This is a genomic window from Hallella faecis (assembly GCF_018789675.1).
Taxonomy (GTDB): Bacteria; Bacteroidota; Bacteroidia; order Bacteroidales; family Bacteroidaceae; genus Prevotella; species Prevotella faecis.
This window is the reverse complement of sequence record NZ_JAHKBE010000016.1, coordinates 41,403-58,150: the sequence shown is the minus strand read 5'-3', so window position 1 is coordinate 58,150 and position 16,748 is coordinate 41,403. Positions and strand designations below refer to the sequence as shown.

At 47.7% G+C, this 16,748-nt stretch carries 14 protein-coding genes and 4 tRNA genes; 4 read left to right on the top strand and 14 right to left on the bottom strand.

The genetic code is table 11. The annotated features are described in order from the left end of the window. Positions 1–334: 334 nt before the first annotated feature. Complete coding sequence (locus tag KM934_RS05685; protein WP_215759657.1) at positions 335–1,180, bottom strand: N-acetylmuramic acid 6-phosphate etherase; 846 nt, start codon at positions 1,178–1,180, stop codon at positions 335–337. Positions 1,181–1,219: 39 nt separating this feature from the next. Then, complete coding sequence (locus KM934_RS05680; RefSeq protein ID WP_215759656.1) at positions 1,220–1,675, bottom strand: hypothetical protein; 456 nt, start codon at positions 1,673–1,675, stop codon at positions 1,220–1,222. A 133-nt stretch (positions 1,676–1,808) separates the two neighbouring features. Here KM934_RS05680 and KM934_RS05675 point away from each other — a divergent pair, with 133 nt between their 5' ends. Beyond that, positions 1,809–3,473, top strand: coding sequence for a glycogen/starch synthase (locus KM934_RS05675; RefSeq protein WP_215759655.1), 1,665 nt, complete (start codon positions 1,809–1,811; stop codon positions 3,471–3,473). Between the two features lie 29 nt (positions 3,474–3,502). Next, entirely contained in the window at positions 3,503–6,064 is a 2,562-nt protein-coding gene (gene glgP / locus KM934_RS05670; RefSeq protein WP_215759654.1) for an alpha-glucan family phosphorylase, read from the top strand. A 246-nt stretch (positions 6,065–6,310) separates the two neighbouring features. Here the strand turns inward: glgP and KM934_RS05665 are convergent, their stop codons facing one another. Then, on the bottom strand, positions 6,311–7,249 hold the full coding sequence (locus tag KM934_RS05665) for a ribose-phosphate pyrophosphokinase (RefSeq protein WP_215759653.1): 939 nt from the start codon (positions 7,247–7,249) through the stop codon (positions 6,311–6,313). A 40-nt stretch (positions 7,250–7,289) separates the two neighbouring features. After that, positions 7,290–7,898, bottom strand: coding sequence for a thiamine phosphate synthase (locus KM934_RS05660; RefSeq protein ID WP_215759652.1), 609 nt, complete (start codon positions 7,896–7,898; stop codon positions 7,290–7,292). Between the two features lie 96 nt (positions 7,899–7,994). Between KM934_RS05660 and nspC the strand changes: the two genes are divergently transcribed. Beyond that, the gene (nspC, locus tag KM934_RS05655; RefSeq protein WP_215759651.1) at positions 7,995–9,176 is read left to right on the top strand and encodes a carboxynorspermidine decarboxylase; all 1,182 of its coding nucleotides are present in this window, start codon (positions 7,995–7,997) and stop codon (positions 9,174–9,176) included. Between the two features lie 165 nt (positions 9,177–9,341). Here the strand turns inward: nspC and KM934_RS05650 are convergent, their stop codons facing one another. Then, on the bottom strand, positions 9,342–10,145 hold the full coding sequence (locus KM934_RS05650) for a gliding motility protein GldB-related protein (RefSeq protein ID WP_441704228.1): 804 nt from the start codon (positions 10,143–10,145) through the stop codon (positions 9,342–9,344). Between the two features lie 200 nt (positions 10,146–10,345). Between KM934_RS05650 and KM934_RS05645 the strand changes: the two genes are divergently transcribed. Next, complete coding sequence (locus tag KM934_RS05645; RefSeq protein ID WP_215759649.1) at positions 10,346–11,557, top strand: DUF4861 domain-containing protein; 1,212 nt, start codon at positions 10,346–10,348, stop codon at positions 11,555–11,557. Between the two features lie 13 nt (positions 11,558–11,570). Here KM934_RS05645 and KM934_RS05640 read toward each other — a convergent pair whose 3' ends face one another. The 9 genes from KM934_RS05640 to KM934_RS05600 all read right to left on the bottom strand — a co-directional run bounded on the left by KM934_RS05640 (position 11,571) and on the right by KM934_RS05600 (position 16,641). Next, positions 11,571–12,158 (bottom strand): 4'-phosphopantetheinyl transferase superfamily protein, encoded by a 588-nt coding sequence (locus KM934_RS05640; RefSeq protein ID WP_215759648.1) that lies wholly within the window; start codon positions 12,156–12,158, stop codon positions 11,571–11,573. Beyond that, complete coding sequence (gldE, locus tag KM934_RS05635) at positions 12,139–13,440, bottom strand: gliding motility-associated protein GldE (RefSeq protein ID WP_252344907.1); 1,302 nt, start codon at positions 13,438–13,440, stop codon at positions 12,139–12,141. Before gldE ends, KM934_RS05640 begins: the two co-directional genes overlap by 20 nt. Before the next feature lie 52 nt (positions 13,441–13,492). Next, positions 13,493–13,909, bottom strand: a complete 417-nt coding sequence (locus KM934_RS05630) for a single-stranded DNA-binding protein (protein WP_215759646.1) — start codon at positions 13,907–13,909, stop codon at positions 13,493–13,495. Positions 13,910–13,952: 43 nt separating this feature from the next. Continuing rightward, positions 13,953–14,504 (bottom strand): hypothetical protein, encoded by a 552-nt coding sequence (locus KM934_RS05625; RefSeq protein ID WP_215759645.1) that lies wholly within the window; start codon positions 14,502–14,504, stop codon positions 13,953–13,955. 35 nt (positions 14,505–14,539) lie between these two features. Beyond that, positions 14,540–14,612: transfer RNA gene (locus KM934_RS05620), tRNA-Gly, on the bottom strand. A 20-nt stretch (positions 14,613–14,632) separates the two neighbouring features. Further along, positions 14,633–14,716, bottom strand: a tRNA-Leu gene (locus KM934_RS05615). A gap of 25 nt (positions 14,717–14,741) precedes the next feature. Continuing rightward, positions 14,742–14,823: transfer RNA gene (locus tag KM934_RS05610), tRNA-Leu, on the bottom strand. A 37-nt stretch (positions 14,824–14,860) separates the two neighbouring features. Continuing rightward, a tRNA-Gly gene (locus tag KM934_RS05605) sits at positions 14,861–14,933 on the bottom strand. 814 nt (positions 14,934–15,747) lie between these two features. Next, the gene (locus KM934_RS05600; protein WP_215759644.1) at positions 15,748–16,641 is read right to left on the bottom strand and encodes a TIGR01212 family radical SAM protein; all 894 of its coding nucleotides are present in this window, start codon (positions 16,639–16,641) and stop codon (positions 15,748–15,750) included. Positions 16,642–16,748 lie beyond the last annotated feature (107 nt).

The window sequence follows — 16,748 nt, the reverse complement described above, 5'->3', positions numbered from 1 at the left end:
CCGCCTTCTTTCAAAAGAGCGAAGCCCGAGGATTCTAACGAGTCTTCGGGCTTTTTGCTTGTTGTAGGACGTAGGGCTCTTGTGCTACGATCCTTTTCTCCCATTTCTGACCTCAGTTTTTTGAAGAGTACATAGGCATTCTTCTTTATGCCAGGAGTTTTTGCAGTGGGGTCATTTGTTCCCCCCTCTTCGGTGAACCTTTGGCTTTTCTATGGGTTTTTACCACATTTAGGCATTACCCTAACTCCTTTATATATGCAATGAATTAAGGATGTTATTGAGATTGTTAGCCAATCAACATTTGTTTATTTGTATCGTGTCAATGGTAAATATACTATATGTGTGATTGACTACATTTGTTTGATCCTTCCAATTTCTCTTCGGCCTTCTTCACGCTACCTGCCTGTAGGATTAGTTGCTTTACTTCTTCATAATTGGTATACTGAGGGTTTCGCTCCATGAAGATGCGTATGGCTCTGTCGACGAGCTTATGGTTGATTAGTTTAGCGTTCACCATTTTGTTTCCTTCTACGCGCCCAAGACGTATCTGTACGGTAGTACTTATCATGTCCAAGCATAGTTTTTGAGATGTGCCTGCTTTCATTCGTGTGGAGCCTGTTACAAATTCTGGGCCGGTGATTACTTCTACGGGATAATTGGCTTCGCTTGCAATGGGCGAGTTGGGATTATTAACAATGCAACCTGTGGTTATACCCACTATTCTGCATTGGCGTAGGGCTGACAATACAAAAGGAGTGGTACCACTAGCCGAGAATCCAACAACAATGTCTTTTTCTGATATGTTTTTTTGAAGCAGTTGGCTCCAACTATCTTTAATGTCGTCTTCGTGTGACTCGTTTGTCTGGGTCAACTTGCTAATGCCGCCAGGAAAAATTGCTTGTATCTGTGTTCCGTCTGTTCCATAAGTGTTTTGCACTTCTATGGTGTCGAGTGTGGCGAGTCGTCCTCCGGTTCCGCAACCTACGTAAAAGAGCCGTCCCCCCTTTCGTAGTTGTTGCTCTATGACCTTAATGAGGCGATTGAGCTGTGGTAAGGCTTTTCCAACAGCCTTGGGCACATCGATGTTCTCTTGATTGATATCTGCAGTAAGTTGTTCTACAGTCAATTGTTCAAGATGGCTATAATGAGAGGGTTGCTCTGTGATGCGTGTTTCTTTCATTGTAAGAGGTGTTTGCGGTTTGGGGTAGGAGATAGTAGCTTAATGGCTTCCGCTTCCCCTTTTGGTGAATAAGAGCTTTTTGGGAAGTTTTACCCACTTGCTGTTTCTTGCTATCTTCAGTGTGCTGCCTTTTTCCTGTATCAGCATAAAAGTGCCATTTTCTTGTTTGGATAATGTAGCTACGAGGTCTTCGCTGCCATAATCGTTAGTGATGTTGATGGTAGCAGTAGTTGAGTCTGTTATCTCCGCTGAAGTGAATAGCCATTTGCGGTTATCACGCTTATCGCCGAAATATCCGGCCATCTCGCCAAAGATTTCTTGATTAGGAACCACTACATTGTTGTGGTAGAAGTCTATGGTGAGATAAACATTATATTCTTTGTTGTCGAAGGTTCCTGCGAAAGTTATTGTGTCTGTTTGAGCTGTTGTGTTTGTGTGTGCGTTAGCAGAAACACAAGCCCATGCGAGCAGGAGGATAGTAATGAGTTTGTTCATGGTTCTAACTTGTTGACATATGCAAAGTTAACAATAAGCATCAAGAAAACGTTAGCTTTTGTAATTTTATGGGATATTATACTTGTTTTTTTTTATTTTTTAGTACCTTTGCATCACCAGTTTAGTTAGATTTATGGAAATTGAAAAGTTATTTCCTGACTATATTTTTGAATCTAGTTGGGAAGTTTGTAATAAAGTCGGTGGCATCTATGCCGTTCTTTCGACACGTGCTAAGACTTTGCAAGACAGACTACACGACCGTTTGGTTTTTATTGGTCCCGATTGTTGGAAGGAAACGGAAAGGCCATACTTTCAGGAAGACGACAATCTTTTTCGTGAATGGCAACTTGCTGCATCAAAGCAAGGGCTTAAAATCCGTGTGGGGCGTTGGACCGTTCCAGGCGAGCCAATAGCTGTCTTAGTTGATTTTAATCAGTATTTTTCAAAGAAAAACGAGATCTATGGACAACTTTGGAATGATTTCCAGGTAGATAGTCTGCATGCTTATGGCGACTATGACGAGGCTTCCATGTTCTCATACGCTGCCGCTTTGGTGGTGGGTAGCTTTTATGATTTCTATCTTGACGCCAAGAAGAAGGTCGTTTATCATGGCAATGAATGGATGACGGGCCTTGGATTACTTTATGTCCAGAAGCATTATCCACAGATTGCTACCATCTTCACTACTCATGCCACAAGCATAGGCCGTAGTATTGCTGGCAATAATAAGCCCTTGTACGACTATTTGTTTGCCTATAATGGCGATCAGATGGCCGAAGAGTTGAACATGCAGAGTAAGCACTCTATTGAGAAGCAGACCGCTCACCATGTCGACTGTTTCACTACTGTGAGTGATATTACGGCGCGTGAGTGCCTTGAACTTCTCGACAAACCTGTTGATGTGGTTCTCCCCAATGGCTTCGAAGATGATTTTGTGCCTCGAGGTGCTGCCTTTACGCGTAAGCGTAAGTGGGCCCGTAAACGCCTGCTCGATGTAGCCAACGCTTTGTTGGGCACAGATTTGGGCGATGAAACATTGCTTATATCTACCAGTGGCCGTTATGAGTTCCGCAACAAGGGTGTTGATGTTTACATTGAGGCAATGAACCGTTTGCTCCGCGACAAGAATCTCGATAAGAATGTAGTGGCTTTCGTAAAGGTTCCAGGCTGGGTGGGCGAGCCCCGCAAGGATTTGCAGGATCGTTTGGCCAGTGGTAAGAAGTTCGATACACCGCTTGAGGTTCCGTCGGTCACCCATTGGCTGCATGACATGAGTCACGACAATGTGCTGAGCATGTTGAAACATCTTGATATGCAGAATCGTAAGGAAGACCGCGTGAAGTTGATCTTCATACCTTGTTACCTTACGGGAAATGATGGTATCTTAAACCTCTCATATTACGATGTTATTTTGGGTAATGACCTGTGCATCTATCCCTCTTACTACGAGCCTTGGGGTTACACTCCGCTTGAGTCGGTGGCGTTTAAGGTGCCTTGTGTCACAACCGACTTGGCTGGCTTTGGTTTGTGGGCTAACTCTGAGATTGGACATTATGGTGAGATTGGGGATGGTGTGAAGGTTATCCACCGTACCGATTACAATTTCTCTGAGGTGGCAGACAACATCAAGGACACTGTGAGCAAGTTCTCCCACTTCACAGTCGCCCAGGTGAAGAAATCGCGTGACAATGCCAGTAAACTGTCGAAGAAGGCTTTGTGGAGCCACTTCATCAAGTATTATGAAGATGCTTACGACATTGCCTTGCGTAAGGCAGAGGAAAGAAAACTCGCAAAATAATAAAAATTACTATTATAAACTACTGTGTTATGAAAATTAAAGCAGATTATGCCAATGCTCCGCAATGGAAGAACCTGACTATTAAGTCGCGTCTTCCCGAGCAGTTGAAGTGTTTGGATGAGCTGGCCCACAACATGTGGTGGGCTTGGACTTATGAGGCCCGCAATCTTTTCAAGAGTCTTGACGAAGACCTCTATGAGAAGGTCGGTCACAACCCTGTTCTCTTGCTGGATCGTCTGGGTTACGACCGCAAGGAGGCTATTGTTAACGACAAGGCCATCATGAAGAACGTGAAGGAAGTGTATGCTAAGTTCCGCGCCTATATGGATGTGGAGCCTGACAAGAATCGTCCTTCTGTTGCTTACTTCTCTATGGAGTATGGTTTGAACCAAGTGCTGAAGATTTACTCAGGAGGTCTGGGCATGCTTGCCGGCGATTACCTGAAAGAGGCTTCTGACTCTAATGTAAACCTTTGTGGTGTTGGTTTCCTCTATCGCTTCGGATATTTTACACAGTCGCTGAGCATGGACGGCCAGCAGATTGCCAAGTATGACGCCCAGAACTTCAACTCGCTTCCCATTGAGCGTGTGCTGGACGAGAACGGCAATCAGGTGGTTGTGGATGTGCCTTACCTGAACTATCAGGTTCACGCTTTGGTTTGGCAGGTCAATGTAGGCCGTATCAAGCTTTACCTGCTCGATACAGACAACGACATGAACTCTGAGTTCGACAAGCCCATTACTCACTCTCTCTACGGTGGTGATTGGGAGAACCGCTTGAAGCAGGAGATCCTGCTGGGTATTGGTGGTATGCTGATGCTGAAGAAGCTTGGTATCACTAAGGATGTGTATCACTGCAATGAGGGCCATGCCGCTCTTTGCAACCTGCAGCGTCTGTGCGACTATGTTGATGGTGGCATGTCGTTCAACCAAGCTATGGAGCTTGTTCGTGCCTCTTCGCTCTACACTGTGCACACTCCGGTTCCTGCAGGTCACGACTATTTCGACGAGGCTCTCTTCGGCAAGTACATGGGTGGCTATCCAGGCCGTCTCGGCATTTCTTGGGATGAGTTTATCGGCATGGGCCGCCAAAACCCTGACGACCACAACGAGCGTTTCTGCATGAGTATCTTCGCTTGCAACACTTGTCAAGAGGTTAACGGTGTGAGTAAGCTTCACGGATGGGTGAGCCAGAAGATGTTCGCTCCTATTTGGGCTGGTTACTTCCCTGAGGAGAATCATGTGGGTTATGTTACCAATGGTGTGCACTTCCCCACATGGACAGCTACTGAGTGGCGTAAGGTTTACGATAAGTACTTCGACGCCAACTTTATGAACGATCAGAGCAATGAGAGCATTTGGCACGGCATCTATAATGTAGCTGACGAGGAGATTTGGAAGACACGCATGGAGTTGAAGGAGAAACTCATCAAGTTTATCCGCAATAAGTTCACTCAGCAGTGGTTGCGCAATCAGGGCGACCCCGCCAAGGTGGTTAGCATCTTGGAGCGTATCAATCCCAATGCCCTGATGATTGGCTTCTGCCGTCGTTTCGCTACTTACAAGCGTGCTCATCTGTTGTTTACCGACCTCGATCGTCTTGAGAAGATCGTGAACGATCCTGAGCATCCTGTATTGTTCTTCTTCTCTGGTAAGGCTCACCCTGCCGATGGTGCTGGACAGGGCCTTATCAAGCGCATTTTCGAGATTAGCCGTATGCCTCAGTTCCTTGGAAAGATTATCTTCTTGGAGGACTACGACATGCAGTTGGCTCGCCGTTTGGTGTCAGGCGTTGATATTTGGATGAACACTCCGACTCGTCCTCTCGAGGCTTCTGGTACATCTGGCGAGAAGGCCGAGATGAATGGTGTTGTCAACCTCTCCGTGCTCGACGGTTGGTGGGTTGAGGGTTACCGCGAGGGTGCCGGTTGGGCACTTCCCCAGGAGCGTACCTATCAGAACCAGGGTTATCAGGATCAGCTTGATGCTGCTACCATCTACACACTGCTTGAGAACGAGATTATTCCTCTTTACTACAACAAGGGTAAGAAGGGCTATAGCGAGAAGTGGGTGAAGGTTATCAAGAACTCTATCGCCACCATCGCTCCTCATTACACCATGAAGCGTCAGCTTGATGATTATTTCGACAAGTTCTACATCAAGGAGGCTAACCGTTTCAAGAAGCTTTCTGCCAACGATAATCGCTTGGCAAAGGAAATTGCCCTTTGGAAGGAAGCTGTTGCCGAGCGTTGGGATAGCATTCGTGTCGTCGACAAGGATGTGAAGATGCTTGTAGAGGGTGGCGAGACAGGTGTGAACTACACGCTGAAGTATGTCATCGATGAGCAGGGCCTCGACGATGCTATCGGCTTGGAGCTCGTTACATTGAGGCCTGAGACCGATGGTTCCGACCGTGAGGTTTACAGCGTCCACGAGTTCAAGATGGTTGGTCACGAGGGTAACAACTACCACTTCGAACTGACTTATGAGCCCGATCATGCTGGTTCGTTCCGTTCTTGCGTGCGTATGTTCCCGAAGAACGCCAACTTGCCTCATCGTCAGGACTTCTGCTACGTGAAGTGGCTCGACTAATCAATTGATACTAATTCTATAAAATAAAGCATCCGGAGCAGTTGTTTCGGATGCTTTTTTTATGCGTTGGCAGTTTATGCTTTTAGCCCTATGCCCATTTGTTATTGGATTATGGGCAATAAAAAACTGTACCAACGCAAAGGGGCGTTGATACAGTTTTAGGCATATTGTTATGTTGTAAGTGGTTACAAAATGGGTGCTCTGTTTTGAGCGCCCTGTGTTTGTATTGGTCTTTACCTTATGGTATTATACGAGGTACTGTGAAGAGATGCTCTCGTTGTTGATGACACGCTTGATGGTCTCGGCAAACATGTCGGCTACGCTAAGCTGCTTCACCTTTGAACAACGCTGTGTGTAAGGAATAGAGTCGGTGAAGACCATTTCTTCCAAGCAGCTGTTCTGCACACGTTCTGATGCGGGACCACTCATAACACAGTGGCTGGCAATGGCTCTTACGCTCAGTGCGCCAGCCTCCTTCATGATGTCGGCAGCCTTTGTGATGGTTCCTGCTGTGTCGACCATGTCGTCCACGATGACAACGTTCTTGTCCTTCACATCACCGATGATCTGCATGCTCTCCACCACGTTAGCACGAGCACGTGTCTTGTTGCAGAGCACCAGCGGGCAACCAAGATACTTGGCGTAGGTGTTGGCGCGCTTTGAGCCGCCTACATCAGGCGAAGCGATAACCAAGTTTTTCAGGTTCAGGCTCTGTAAGTAGGGCAGCAGCACGCCACTTGCGTAAAGGTGGTCTACGGGAACGTCGAAGAATCCCTGAATCTGGTCAGCGTGCAGGTCCATAGTAATCAGACGATCGATGCCAGCCACACCCAAAAGGTCGGCCACGAGCTTGGCACCGATGCTCACTCTTGGCTTGTCCTTGCGGTCCTGACGCGCCCATCCGAAGTAGGGGATGACGGCAATGATCTGACGAGCTGATGCGCGCTTTGCGGCATCGATCATCAGCAACAACTCCATCAGGTTGTCGGAGTTGGGGAAGGTGCTCTGAACGAGGAAGACATCGCGTCCGCGAATCGACTCCTCGTAGGAGACGGAGAACTCGCCATCAGAAAACTTTGTCATGACAAGGTTTCCCAACGGGCATCCCAGACTGGTGCAAATCTTTTCTGCAAGGTATCTCGTGCTTGTACCCGAGAAAACCAAGAAAGAGTTATTTTCACTCATTTTGTATAGCGTTTATATTTAATAAAAGTGTCCAAAGCAATTAGTCGGCGGCGTAGCGCAACTTTTTGAAGTGGCTTATAAGGTCCTTAAAGTCCATTTGGTTGTGTATGTTGAACCTGCACCACAAATCGCCGCAGATGACCACACCCCCGAAGCCAAGGTCTTTGGCTGCCTTGATGTTGTCGATACTCATACCTCCCAATGCGTACACGTGTTTGTCGATTAGGCCACTGCGTGAGGCTTCCATGAGCTGCATGTTGTTGAAGGTTTGTTTCTCCTTCTTAAACTCTATGCAGTCGTGTATGTTCTTTAGGAACACGTATTTTGATTTTTTCTTCATCATCTTCAGCGATGAGAGATCGCAACACGTGCGCGAGACGTTTCCCTTGTATCCATTGGGAATATCCTCCATGGGATTATCTATGTGGATGCCTGCCAGCCCGTACTCGTCTTTTAGGTAGTATTGGTCGTGTAAGGTGATCTTCTTATAGTGCTCCTCGGGTAACAACGTAAGCAGTCGCTCGGTGTAGAGCTGCGCTGCCCCGGGCTTAAACAGGTGCAAGTTGGTCATGCCCTCATCGAAGAGGGCAGACAGGATGATATTTTCTTCCACAAAAAATGTGGACTTAGTCATGATAACTAATTTCATCGTAGACGTTACTTTTCAAGTGCAAATGTATGAATTTTCCGTTAAATCAGCAATAATATTGGGAAATAAAACTTATCTTTGCAGAAAATTATAGCGATGAAAATAAACCTGACAACTTTTGAGGAACTTCATCACCCCGTTTATGTTTTAGAGGAATCGCGTCTGCGCCGCAACTTGCAACTCATCTCGCAGGTGTCGCAAGCCGCTGATGCTGAGATTATTCTGGCGTTTAAGGCTTTCGCTTTGTGGAAGACGTTTCCCATCTTTCGCGAGTATATTTCGGCCACAACGGCCAGTTCGCTTAGTGAGGCTCGTTTGGGTTATGAGGAGTTTGGCAGTCGAACCCATACCTTCTCACCAGCCTACACCGATGATGAGATTGATGAGATAGCCCGTTGTTCGAGTCACCTTACGTTCAATTCGCTTAGCCAATGGCAACGTTTGGCCGATCGCGCCAAAACAGTCAATCCGTCGATTAGCCTGGGCGTGCGTGTCAATCCGGAATATAGCGAGGTGGAGACGGTGCTTTATAATCCTTGTGCGCCGGGCACTCGCTTTGGCGTGCTCAATTCGCAGTTGCCTGAGCAGTTGCCGTCGTCCATCGAAGGCTTCCATTGCCACACCCTTTGCGAGAGCGGTCCTGATGTGTTCCAGCGCACGTTGGCACATATTGAGGAGCGTTTTTCTAAGTGGTTCCCGCAGCTGAAGTGGATTAATTTTGGTGGTGGCCACCTCATGACACGTAACGATTACGACACATCGTTGCTTATTAGCATCTTGCAAGACTTTCACCGACGTTATCCGCATCTTCATGTCATCTTGGAGCCAGGTAGCGCTTTTGCTTGGCAAACGGGGCCGCTTGTGAGTCAGGTGGTCGATGTAGTGGAGAACCATGGCGTACGAACAGCTATACTCAACGTGAGTTTCACTTGTCATATGCCCGACTGCTTGGAAATGCCCTATCATCCTGCTGTGCGTTTTGCGCGTACTATAGAAGAGGATGCAGAGGGTCGTATTCCCGACGGACAAGGTGAGCATATCTACCGTTTGGGTGGTTGTTCTTGCCTAAGTGGCGACTTTATGGGCCGTTGGCAGTTTGATCATGAACTCAAGGTAGGTGAGAATGTGATCTTTGAGGATATGATACACTACACAACGGTGAAGACCAACATGTTTAATGGTATTACCCATCCGTCGCTTGCCTTGGCCCATGCCGATGGTGAACTTGAGGTGCTCCGCCAGTACGGTTATGAGGATTACCGCAGTCGAATGGACTGATGCCCTGTTGGTCTCGTATAGAATGATTATAGTCTCTCTATAATGCAAAAGGCTCCAAGTTGTCTTGGGGCCTTTTGTTAATGATCAATTGGTTTTGTGTGTTTGTCCGATGTGGAAAACTATCGGATAGCGATTGTGTATTGTGGGCTGTTACCAACTGTTGCGTCACTTAAATTTTGAATAATTGTCGCATTCCAAAAGTTCAGAAACCGTCACCTTGTGATGACGGTGCATGTAACGGTCAACCATCTTCACGAAATCGGTGTTGAACATCTTCATGCCCGTAGCTTTGTTGACCACCCACATCACTTTGCCCATGTGTAGGTCCTTTTCCATTTGACTACGACGGTCGTAGTTGGCCATGGGGTAAAGGCTTAAGAGGTAGAAGCTAAGTGCATCGGGCACGATAAAGTTACGTCCCATGGTGCTTAGTTGCTCGGGCGAATAGCCATAGCGTTGGTAGAGGGGGTATTTCGATCCCATGTATTTGTCGAGCGAAATACCGATGACCCTATCGCCTACCACGATGCTTTGGTCGAGCGCACCTATTTGCGCATAGATGCGCGGAATGGGTAATCCGGGAATCCAACTTTGCAACTGTCGGAACGCTAAGCGGAATCCTTCGTTGAGGTCGTCCATGTTGGCATACTCCGACTCGGCGTCGCCAATAAGCGTCTGTAAAGTGGAATCTTGGTAAAAGCGGAGAAACTTCTCGTTGATATTGTGGTCGCTCACGTCACCTATCTGAAGCATTTTCTCCACCAGTGTGCGTGTCTCAATGGGATACTCGGTGTTCATCTGTTGTAAGGCTGAGAAGTCGCCTGTGATGAGATAACGGCTCTGTAACCGGTCATATCGCTCTACGTGGATATGACTGGCATCCTGCTCATCTTCGTTTGGTCTCAAGCGAAACTCGCATGCCGAGCATAAGAGAAGCATTGCAAACAATATGTAGGTAATTCTACGCACGCTATCCTTCCTATTTTACCGCAAAATTACTAAAAAACCTTTTTGTTTCCAAATAATAAGCTAAAAATATTAAAAATAATGTGAAATATTGGTCCGATACGTTTATTTTTCTGAAAATATCCATAAGAAAACGTATTTTCCGACAAGCGGAATACGAATTAATTGGTAATTTTGCTTCTACAAACAACGAGTCATACTATATGAAATACTTTTCTGTTCTTTTTCCTGCTTTTTTCTTTGGCTTGTTTGCGCGGGCGCAAGAAGTAGTTCGCCTAACGGTGAGTAGCGATGTTTCCCAGCAACAAGCACCTGTAACCTTGAATGTCCGAACCCATAAGAATATCCGCAGCGCTACAGTCCGTGTGAATGGGCGGGATGTAGCCTGTCAATTAGACGACCTCGATCGGGATGGTCAATACGATGAGTTGTCTTTCCTGACCGACATTAAGAAGAGTGAGGTGCAACACGTGGTAGTTAATCTGTCGGATGAGGAATGGACTACAGCTTACCCTGCTCGCACTTATGCCGAGATGATGTTGCGCAACCCGAAAGTAAAGGAGAAGAACAAGCACGACATCTACCTTACGGCCATTACTCTCGACGCTTCTACCAAAGATCCCTTCACGGTGCTGCATCATCATGGAGTGGCCTTCGAGAACGACCTGGTCGCCATGCGCATCTACATGGACGCGCGCCAAACCATCGATCTTTATGGTAAGTTTCATCAAGGCTTGGAACTCTACGACACGCAGTTTTACACATCTCCAGCCCAAAAGGCGCAAGGCTATGGCGACGATGTGCTATGGGTGGGCAATACGTTCGGACTGGGTGCGTTGAGAGGTTGGGACGGACAGCCCTCGCTCGTTTCCCCGGTGAAGCAACGTTCGCAGCGCATTATTTGTGCCGGACCTATTCGCACCATTGTGGAGATGGCCGATGAGGAATGGGCGTATAAGGCTGGTGAAGCTCCCATCAATATGATTTTGCGCTACACGCTTTACGCCGGCCATCGAGATTTTGAAGTGGAGGCTTCGTTCAATCGTGACCTTTCGAGTTCATTGTTTTCAACTGGCGTGATCAATGTAAGGGGCTCTGAAGAATTTTCTGACAAGGATGGTTTGCGCGGTTGTTGGGGAACCGATTGGCCCGCTACCGACACGTTAAACTGGAAACGTGAGACGGTGGGATTGGGCATCTTTGTTCCTACGGCATATCGCGATCGGGAATGGCCAGCCACGAAAGACAATTACACTTTCACTGTGAAGCCCGTGGGATGTCAACTTCGCTATCATTTGGCCTACACCAGCGATAACGAGGATTACGGTTACCACACAGCGAAAACGTGGTTTGCGTTTCTTAAAGATTGGAAAAAGCGCTTATTGCATCCCCTCAAAGTCAAGGTGGAGCGATAAGCGCCATATCTTATTATAGGCTTGTGGCCCATGTCAGCACATAGTCAGCATTGAGTTCGTAGTGTACTGTTAAATGGATCTTTCTACGCAAGTTCTCCATGGTCAATACGCCATGGTCAGAAGGTGTGAAAGGTGCCATCCGCATGTCTTGAAACAATAAATGGTCGGCTGAGAAAAACTTAAAGGTAGTTTCCTTTGCGCTCCAGCAGGTAAGTTGGATGTCGACCCCACCTTTCTCCTCATCGTCACGCATAAAACGGTCGGCCACGCGACACACACGGTTCGAGCGATACTCTATGTCGACTGCTACTTCCTGATAGGGTGATAAGATCAGTGCGGCCCATCCCTTGGTGTGGCTGAGACTGATGTGCATGTTCGCTAAGAGCGGCTTTCCTGAGGAGTCGTGTCCAATTATCCCGTCGTTGTTTCCGGTCATGGCATGGAGCAACGCATAGGTAACGAGTTTCTCTTTAAGTCGACCGCCGTGGTAAGCCGAAACGTCAGCCGTTGTGGGCCTCGGCAATTCCTCGGTTTGTTCCGTAATGCGCCACAGACCGAGTTTCACACCCGGCGCCACTTCGTCAATTCTTTGCAGGGGCATCTTGTGGCTTGTTGTGTACCGTTACTTTCACACGGCTGATTCGGCGACCCTCCACAGCCATCACCTCAAACGAATAGCGCTTATAATCCCATCTCTCGTGAATGCTGAGGAAATCGCCTTTCTGTTCCAGTAACAGTCCGGCCAGGGTATCGGCATCGCCCGCCACATCGTCGAACTCATCGTCGTCGATTTGCAGAATCTTGCAGAAGTCGCTCAACAAGGTCTTGCCCTCAAAGAGATAGGTGTTGTAGTTCAGTTTAGAGTAAGATTTCTCCTCCTCATCATATTCATCGTTGATCTCGCCAACGATTTCTTCCAAAATGTCCTCAAGAGTGACGAGGCCACTGGTGCCGCCAAACTCGTCGACAACAATGGCGATGTGTACCTTGTTCTCCTGAAACTCGCGGAGCAAGGCGTCGATCTTCTTGGTTTCGGGTACGAAGTAGGGTGGGCGCATCAGACTCTGCCATCTGAAATTCGATGGCTTTGACAGATGCGGTAACAAGTCCTTGATGTATAATATGCCGCGAATGTTGTCGCCATTGTCCTGATACACAGGTATGCGGCTATAGTTGTTCTCGGCAATGCTGGTCAGCACCTCTTGAAAACCGCATCGAATGTCGATCGAGACAATGTCCTGTCGGCTGGTCATCACCTCCTTGGCGGTTTCATCTCCAAAGCGGATAATGCCTTGCAGCATGCTCTTCTCGTCCTTGATGTCGTCTTTGTCGGTCAGTTCGAGCGCCTGTTCCAAGTCGTCGACCGAGAGTTGGCGCTTCTCCTTGGGAACAGCTTTTTCTGCAATGACTCCACTGGTGATCAGGATCGACTCGATGGGCCAGAACAATTTGCGCATCAGCATGACTCCGTTTACCGCCATGCGGCAGAAGGCCAATGGGTTCTGGCGACTAAACACCTTGGGCATAATCTCGCCATAAAGGAGCAAGAGGAACGTGAGGAGCACGGTGATCAACAAGAACTCGAGCCATTGCACCTTGAACGCCACCAGTGACCCAATGGCAAAGTTGCACAACATGATGATGGTGACGTTCACCAGATTGTTCATGATGAGGATTGTGGCCAACGTGCGCTCCGAGTCGTCCCGCAACATTTGGATCTTACGGTCCTTATCGTTTTTCTCAGGGTCGAGTTCATCGAGGTCTTGCGGTGAGAGACTGAAAAAGGCTATCTCCGAGCCACTGGCGAAGCCCGACAAGAAAAGCAAGAAAGCAGCCAACACAGCTGCTACTACGATGGCTGGTGTTAATGGTCTTAACACCAGCCAGTCACTTAATTGGAATAATAGGATTGTCTCCAAAATATCTTCGCGTTAATCAGAAGGGTAGTGAGCTATCATCGTCGTTTGCTGTCGATGGTTTGACGGTGGGTTGCGTTTCCGCCTTGTCGGCCTCGTTGGCGCGAGGCTTCGGCGTAAGCATTTCCATATTTTCCACCAATATCTCGGTAACGTAATGACGCTTACCCAATTGGTCGTCGAATGTTGTGTAACGCAGGCGACCTTCCACATACAGTTTGTCGCCTTTGTGGACATATTGTTCAACCACCTTAGCCAGCTGGCGATAGAACACGAGGTTGTGCCAATCGGTACGGTCGGGTACCTGCGTGCCGTTCTTCAGCGTGTATCCACGCTCGGTGGTAGCCAATGTAACCTTGGCTACCGCTTGGTCGGCGTCGTAATAACGCACATCGGGGTCTTTGCCCACGTTGCCAATCAGCATTACCTTATTCATGGTAGCAAACAATTATGATGGGTTTACACACTCTGTGATGGAATTATTTCCAGCGTCCAAGGTACTTGAAGTTGAAATTCTTGCCCTTGGCTGATGGGAACTGGCTACGATAGTCGACTCGCTCGCGCAGGTGCTCCACGATGCGGTTGTAGCAGTCCTGACCTGAGGTAGCCTTGCAACGCGCCACAAATGTAGTGTCGCGATATTCGTGCTTTCCTGTGGTAGGGATCATCACAACGCGCTTGAAGCTGAGCTCGCCCTCATACCATCCAGCCTTCTCCTCGGTCAAACGGTTCACAACCATCTCATTCATGCTGCGGCGATCCGCAACAGCCTGATTGGGAGCGGGGCGAAGAGCTTTCTTCTGCTTGAAGTCGAGCATGGTCTCGGCTGCGGTTTTGATGATAATGAAGTAAATGTGCGAACGCACCTTGTAACGCTTTGGGAAAAACACATCGCTCTGGGCGTAATCGCGCAAATCAGCCTCCAACTCCGGAGTTACTCGTATTTCATCAATGGAACGCAGGAAATCAAGAGCCTCATCAACATTGGAAACAAGTGTTTCCTTATCGAAATATCTTAAATATAAATTCATTGATTAGGTGTGTATCTCAATACAATAAAAAAAAGAGCGGCAAACGGGGCTCGAACCCGCGACCTCGACCTTGGCAAGGTCGCGCTCTACCAACTGAGCTATTGCCGCACACGTTAAAATCATACAAGTGAAGAGGAGGAGACTCGAACTCCCACGACATAATTGTCACTACCCCCTCAAAGTAGCGCGTCTACCAATTCCGCCACCCCTCCAAATGTATACATTCTGAATAATTTGTGCCCAGAACAGGACTCGAACCTGCACGTCGTAAAACACACGCACCTGAAACGTGCGCGTCTACCAATTCCGCCACCTGGGCATATGACTTTTCAGTCGCTTGGTTATTCAGAATGTTGAGCGGCAAACGGGGCTCGAACCCGCGACCTCGACCTTGGCAAGGTCGCGCTCTACCAACTGAGCTATTGCCGCTTGTTTTCTGTTGCCAGAAGCATTTCTCTAAATGCGAGTGCAAAGGTACAGGTTTTTTTTGAATCCACAAACTTTTCGCGAGTTTTTTTTCAAAAAAATGCAATTTTATTAGTTCACCTTATATATAATATATTAAGCAAACTGCCTAAAAGGTTCTTGTTGGTGTGATTTGGTCGTAAAACGATCGATTGAGGTCTTGTATTCATTCTGTATAAAATATGCAGTGGAATGTGAAAAAAACATGTGTCTCGCCCCGTGCATGACGGTTTGAAAGCGTGTTTTTGTGTTCCGACTGCTCGTTTTGGGGATTTTTGGGGTACTCCGTAGCCTGCCCTTATGGTCTTTTGGGCGATATGTTTCTAAATTCGAACGCCATTCATTGTGTTTCCCGTTAGTTTGAAGTGGTGATAATGGTGTGCTTCGTATCGCAGAAATCATCCCTTTTATGTTTTTTTAAGGGTTGGGGTTATGTTGGTTCTTCGCATTCAGTCTCGCGCATTTCTTTTCCAACGCAGAAACCACATGCACCTTTGCGTAATGTGCATCCGCTGCGCTTTTGTCGATTTAATGCTCCTTGTTTTGCTTTTTACGGATTACCCAGGTCGCTTGTGCAATCCTCTTGTATGCCTTCATGGGCGCGCTTTGCACTATAATTGCCATGACTCTCGTGAGATGGATGCCAACATAGTTCTCAACCCGAAGGCTGAGGAGAAACTTGTAGTTCCTATGGTGTTCTGCGTCCACAGGAAATGAAAGTCACCTATATATAATAGGTGTAGAGGCTATGTCGTCTATCTGTCTTGAAGCGTCATTCTTAACGATGGTCGTATCCCAGTTCGCGAATTCGCTTATTGAGCAAGTCGGTAAACTCATGGTTCTTCAACCCCCATTTGGGTGCAATCACCATGTTGGGAGGGCTTTGGCTTACGAACCGTTCAAGGACCAGGTCGTTTCGCAACTGTGATACGTAGCGAATCACAAGGTTTACATACTCTTCTGCTGAGAAGACGTGGAAGGGGTGCGCCTCGTATTCCTTTGCCAAAGGTGTGCCTTTGATGATTTGCAGTTGGTGGAGTTTGAGGATGTCAAGCGGTAGTTGGGAGATGGTTGAGGCCTGATGAAGCATTTCCTCTTCGTCCTCGCCTGGCAATCCGAGAATGATGTGTCCGCAGGTGATGATCCCCCTTTGGTGGGCCTTGATGATGGCTTGTCTGCTGCAGTCGAATGTGTGGCCGCGATTGATGCGTCGTAGGGTGTTGTCATTGGCCGACTCGATACCATATTCCACGATGAGGAACGTGCGTTGGTTGAGCTGTTGCAGGTAGTCGAGTGCCTCGTCGCTCACGCAGTCGGGTCGGGTGCCGATAACCAAGCCCACCACATTGTCGACGGCAAGTGCTTCCTCATATTTCCTTTTCAGTTCCTCCAAGGGTGCGTATGTGTTGGAGTAAGCCTGGAAGTAAGCCAGGTATTTCATCTCTGGGTATTTTTTTGCAAAGAACGCCTTGCCCTCTTCGAGTTGCTGTGTGATCGACTTCCCTCGGTCGCAATAGGAAGGGTTGAAGGTTTTGTTGTCGCAAAACGTACATCCGCCCAACGACAGGCGTCCGTCTCGGTTGGGACAGCTGAAGGCAGCGTCGACAGATATCTTTTGCACGCGAAAAGGGAACTGCTCGCGTATCCAATGGCTATAGTCTTTATAAAACATTGTGTAGTGGCCTGAGGCCCTTCATAAATATATTTGCAAATATTGGTGTAATGCTTTGCAAATTTATCAAAATGTGTTTAACTTTGCAAGTAATGACCATTAAACTA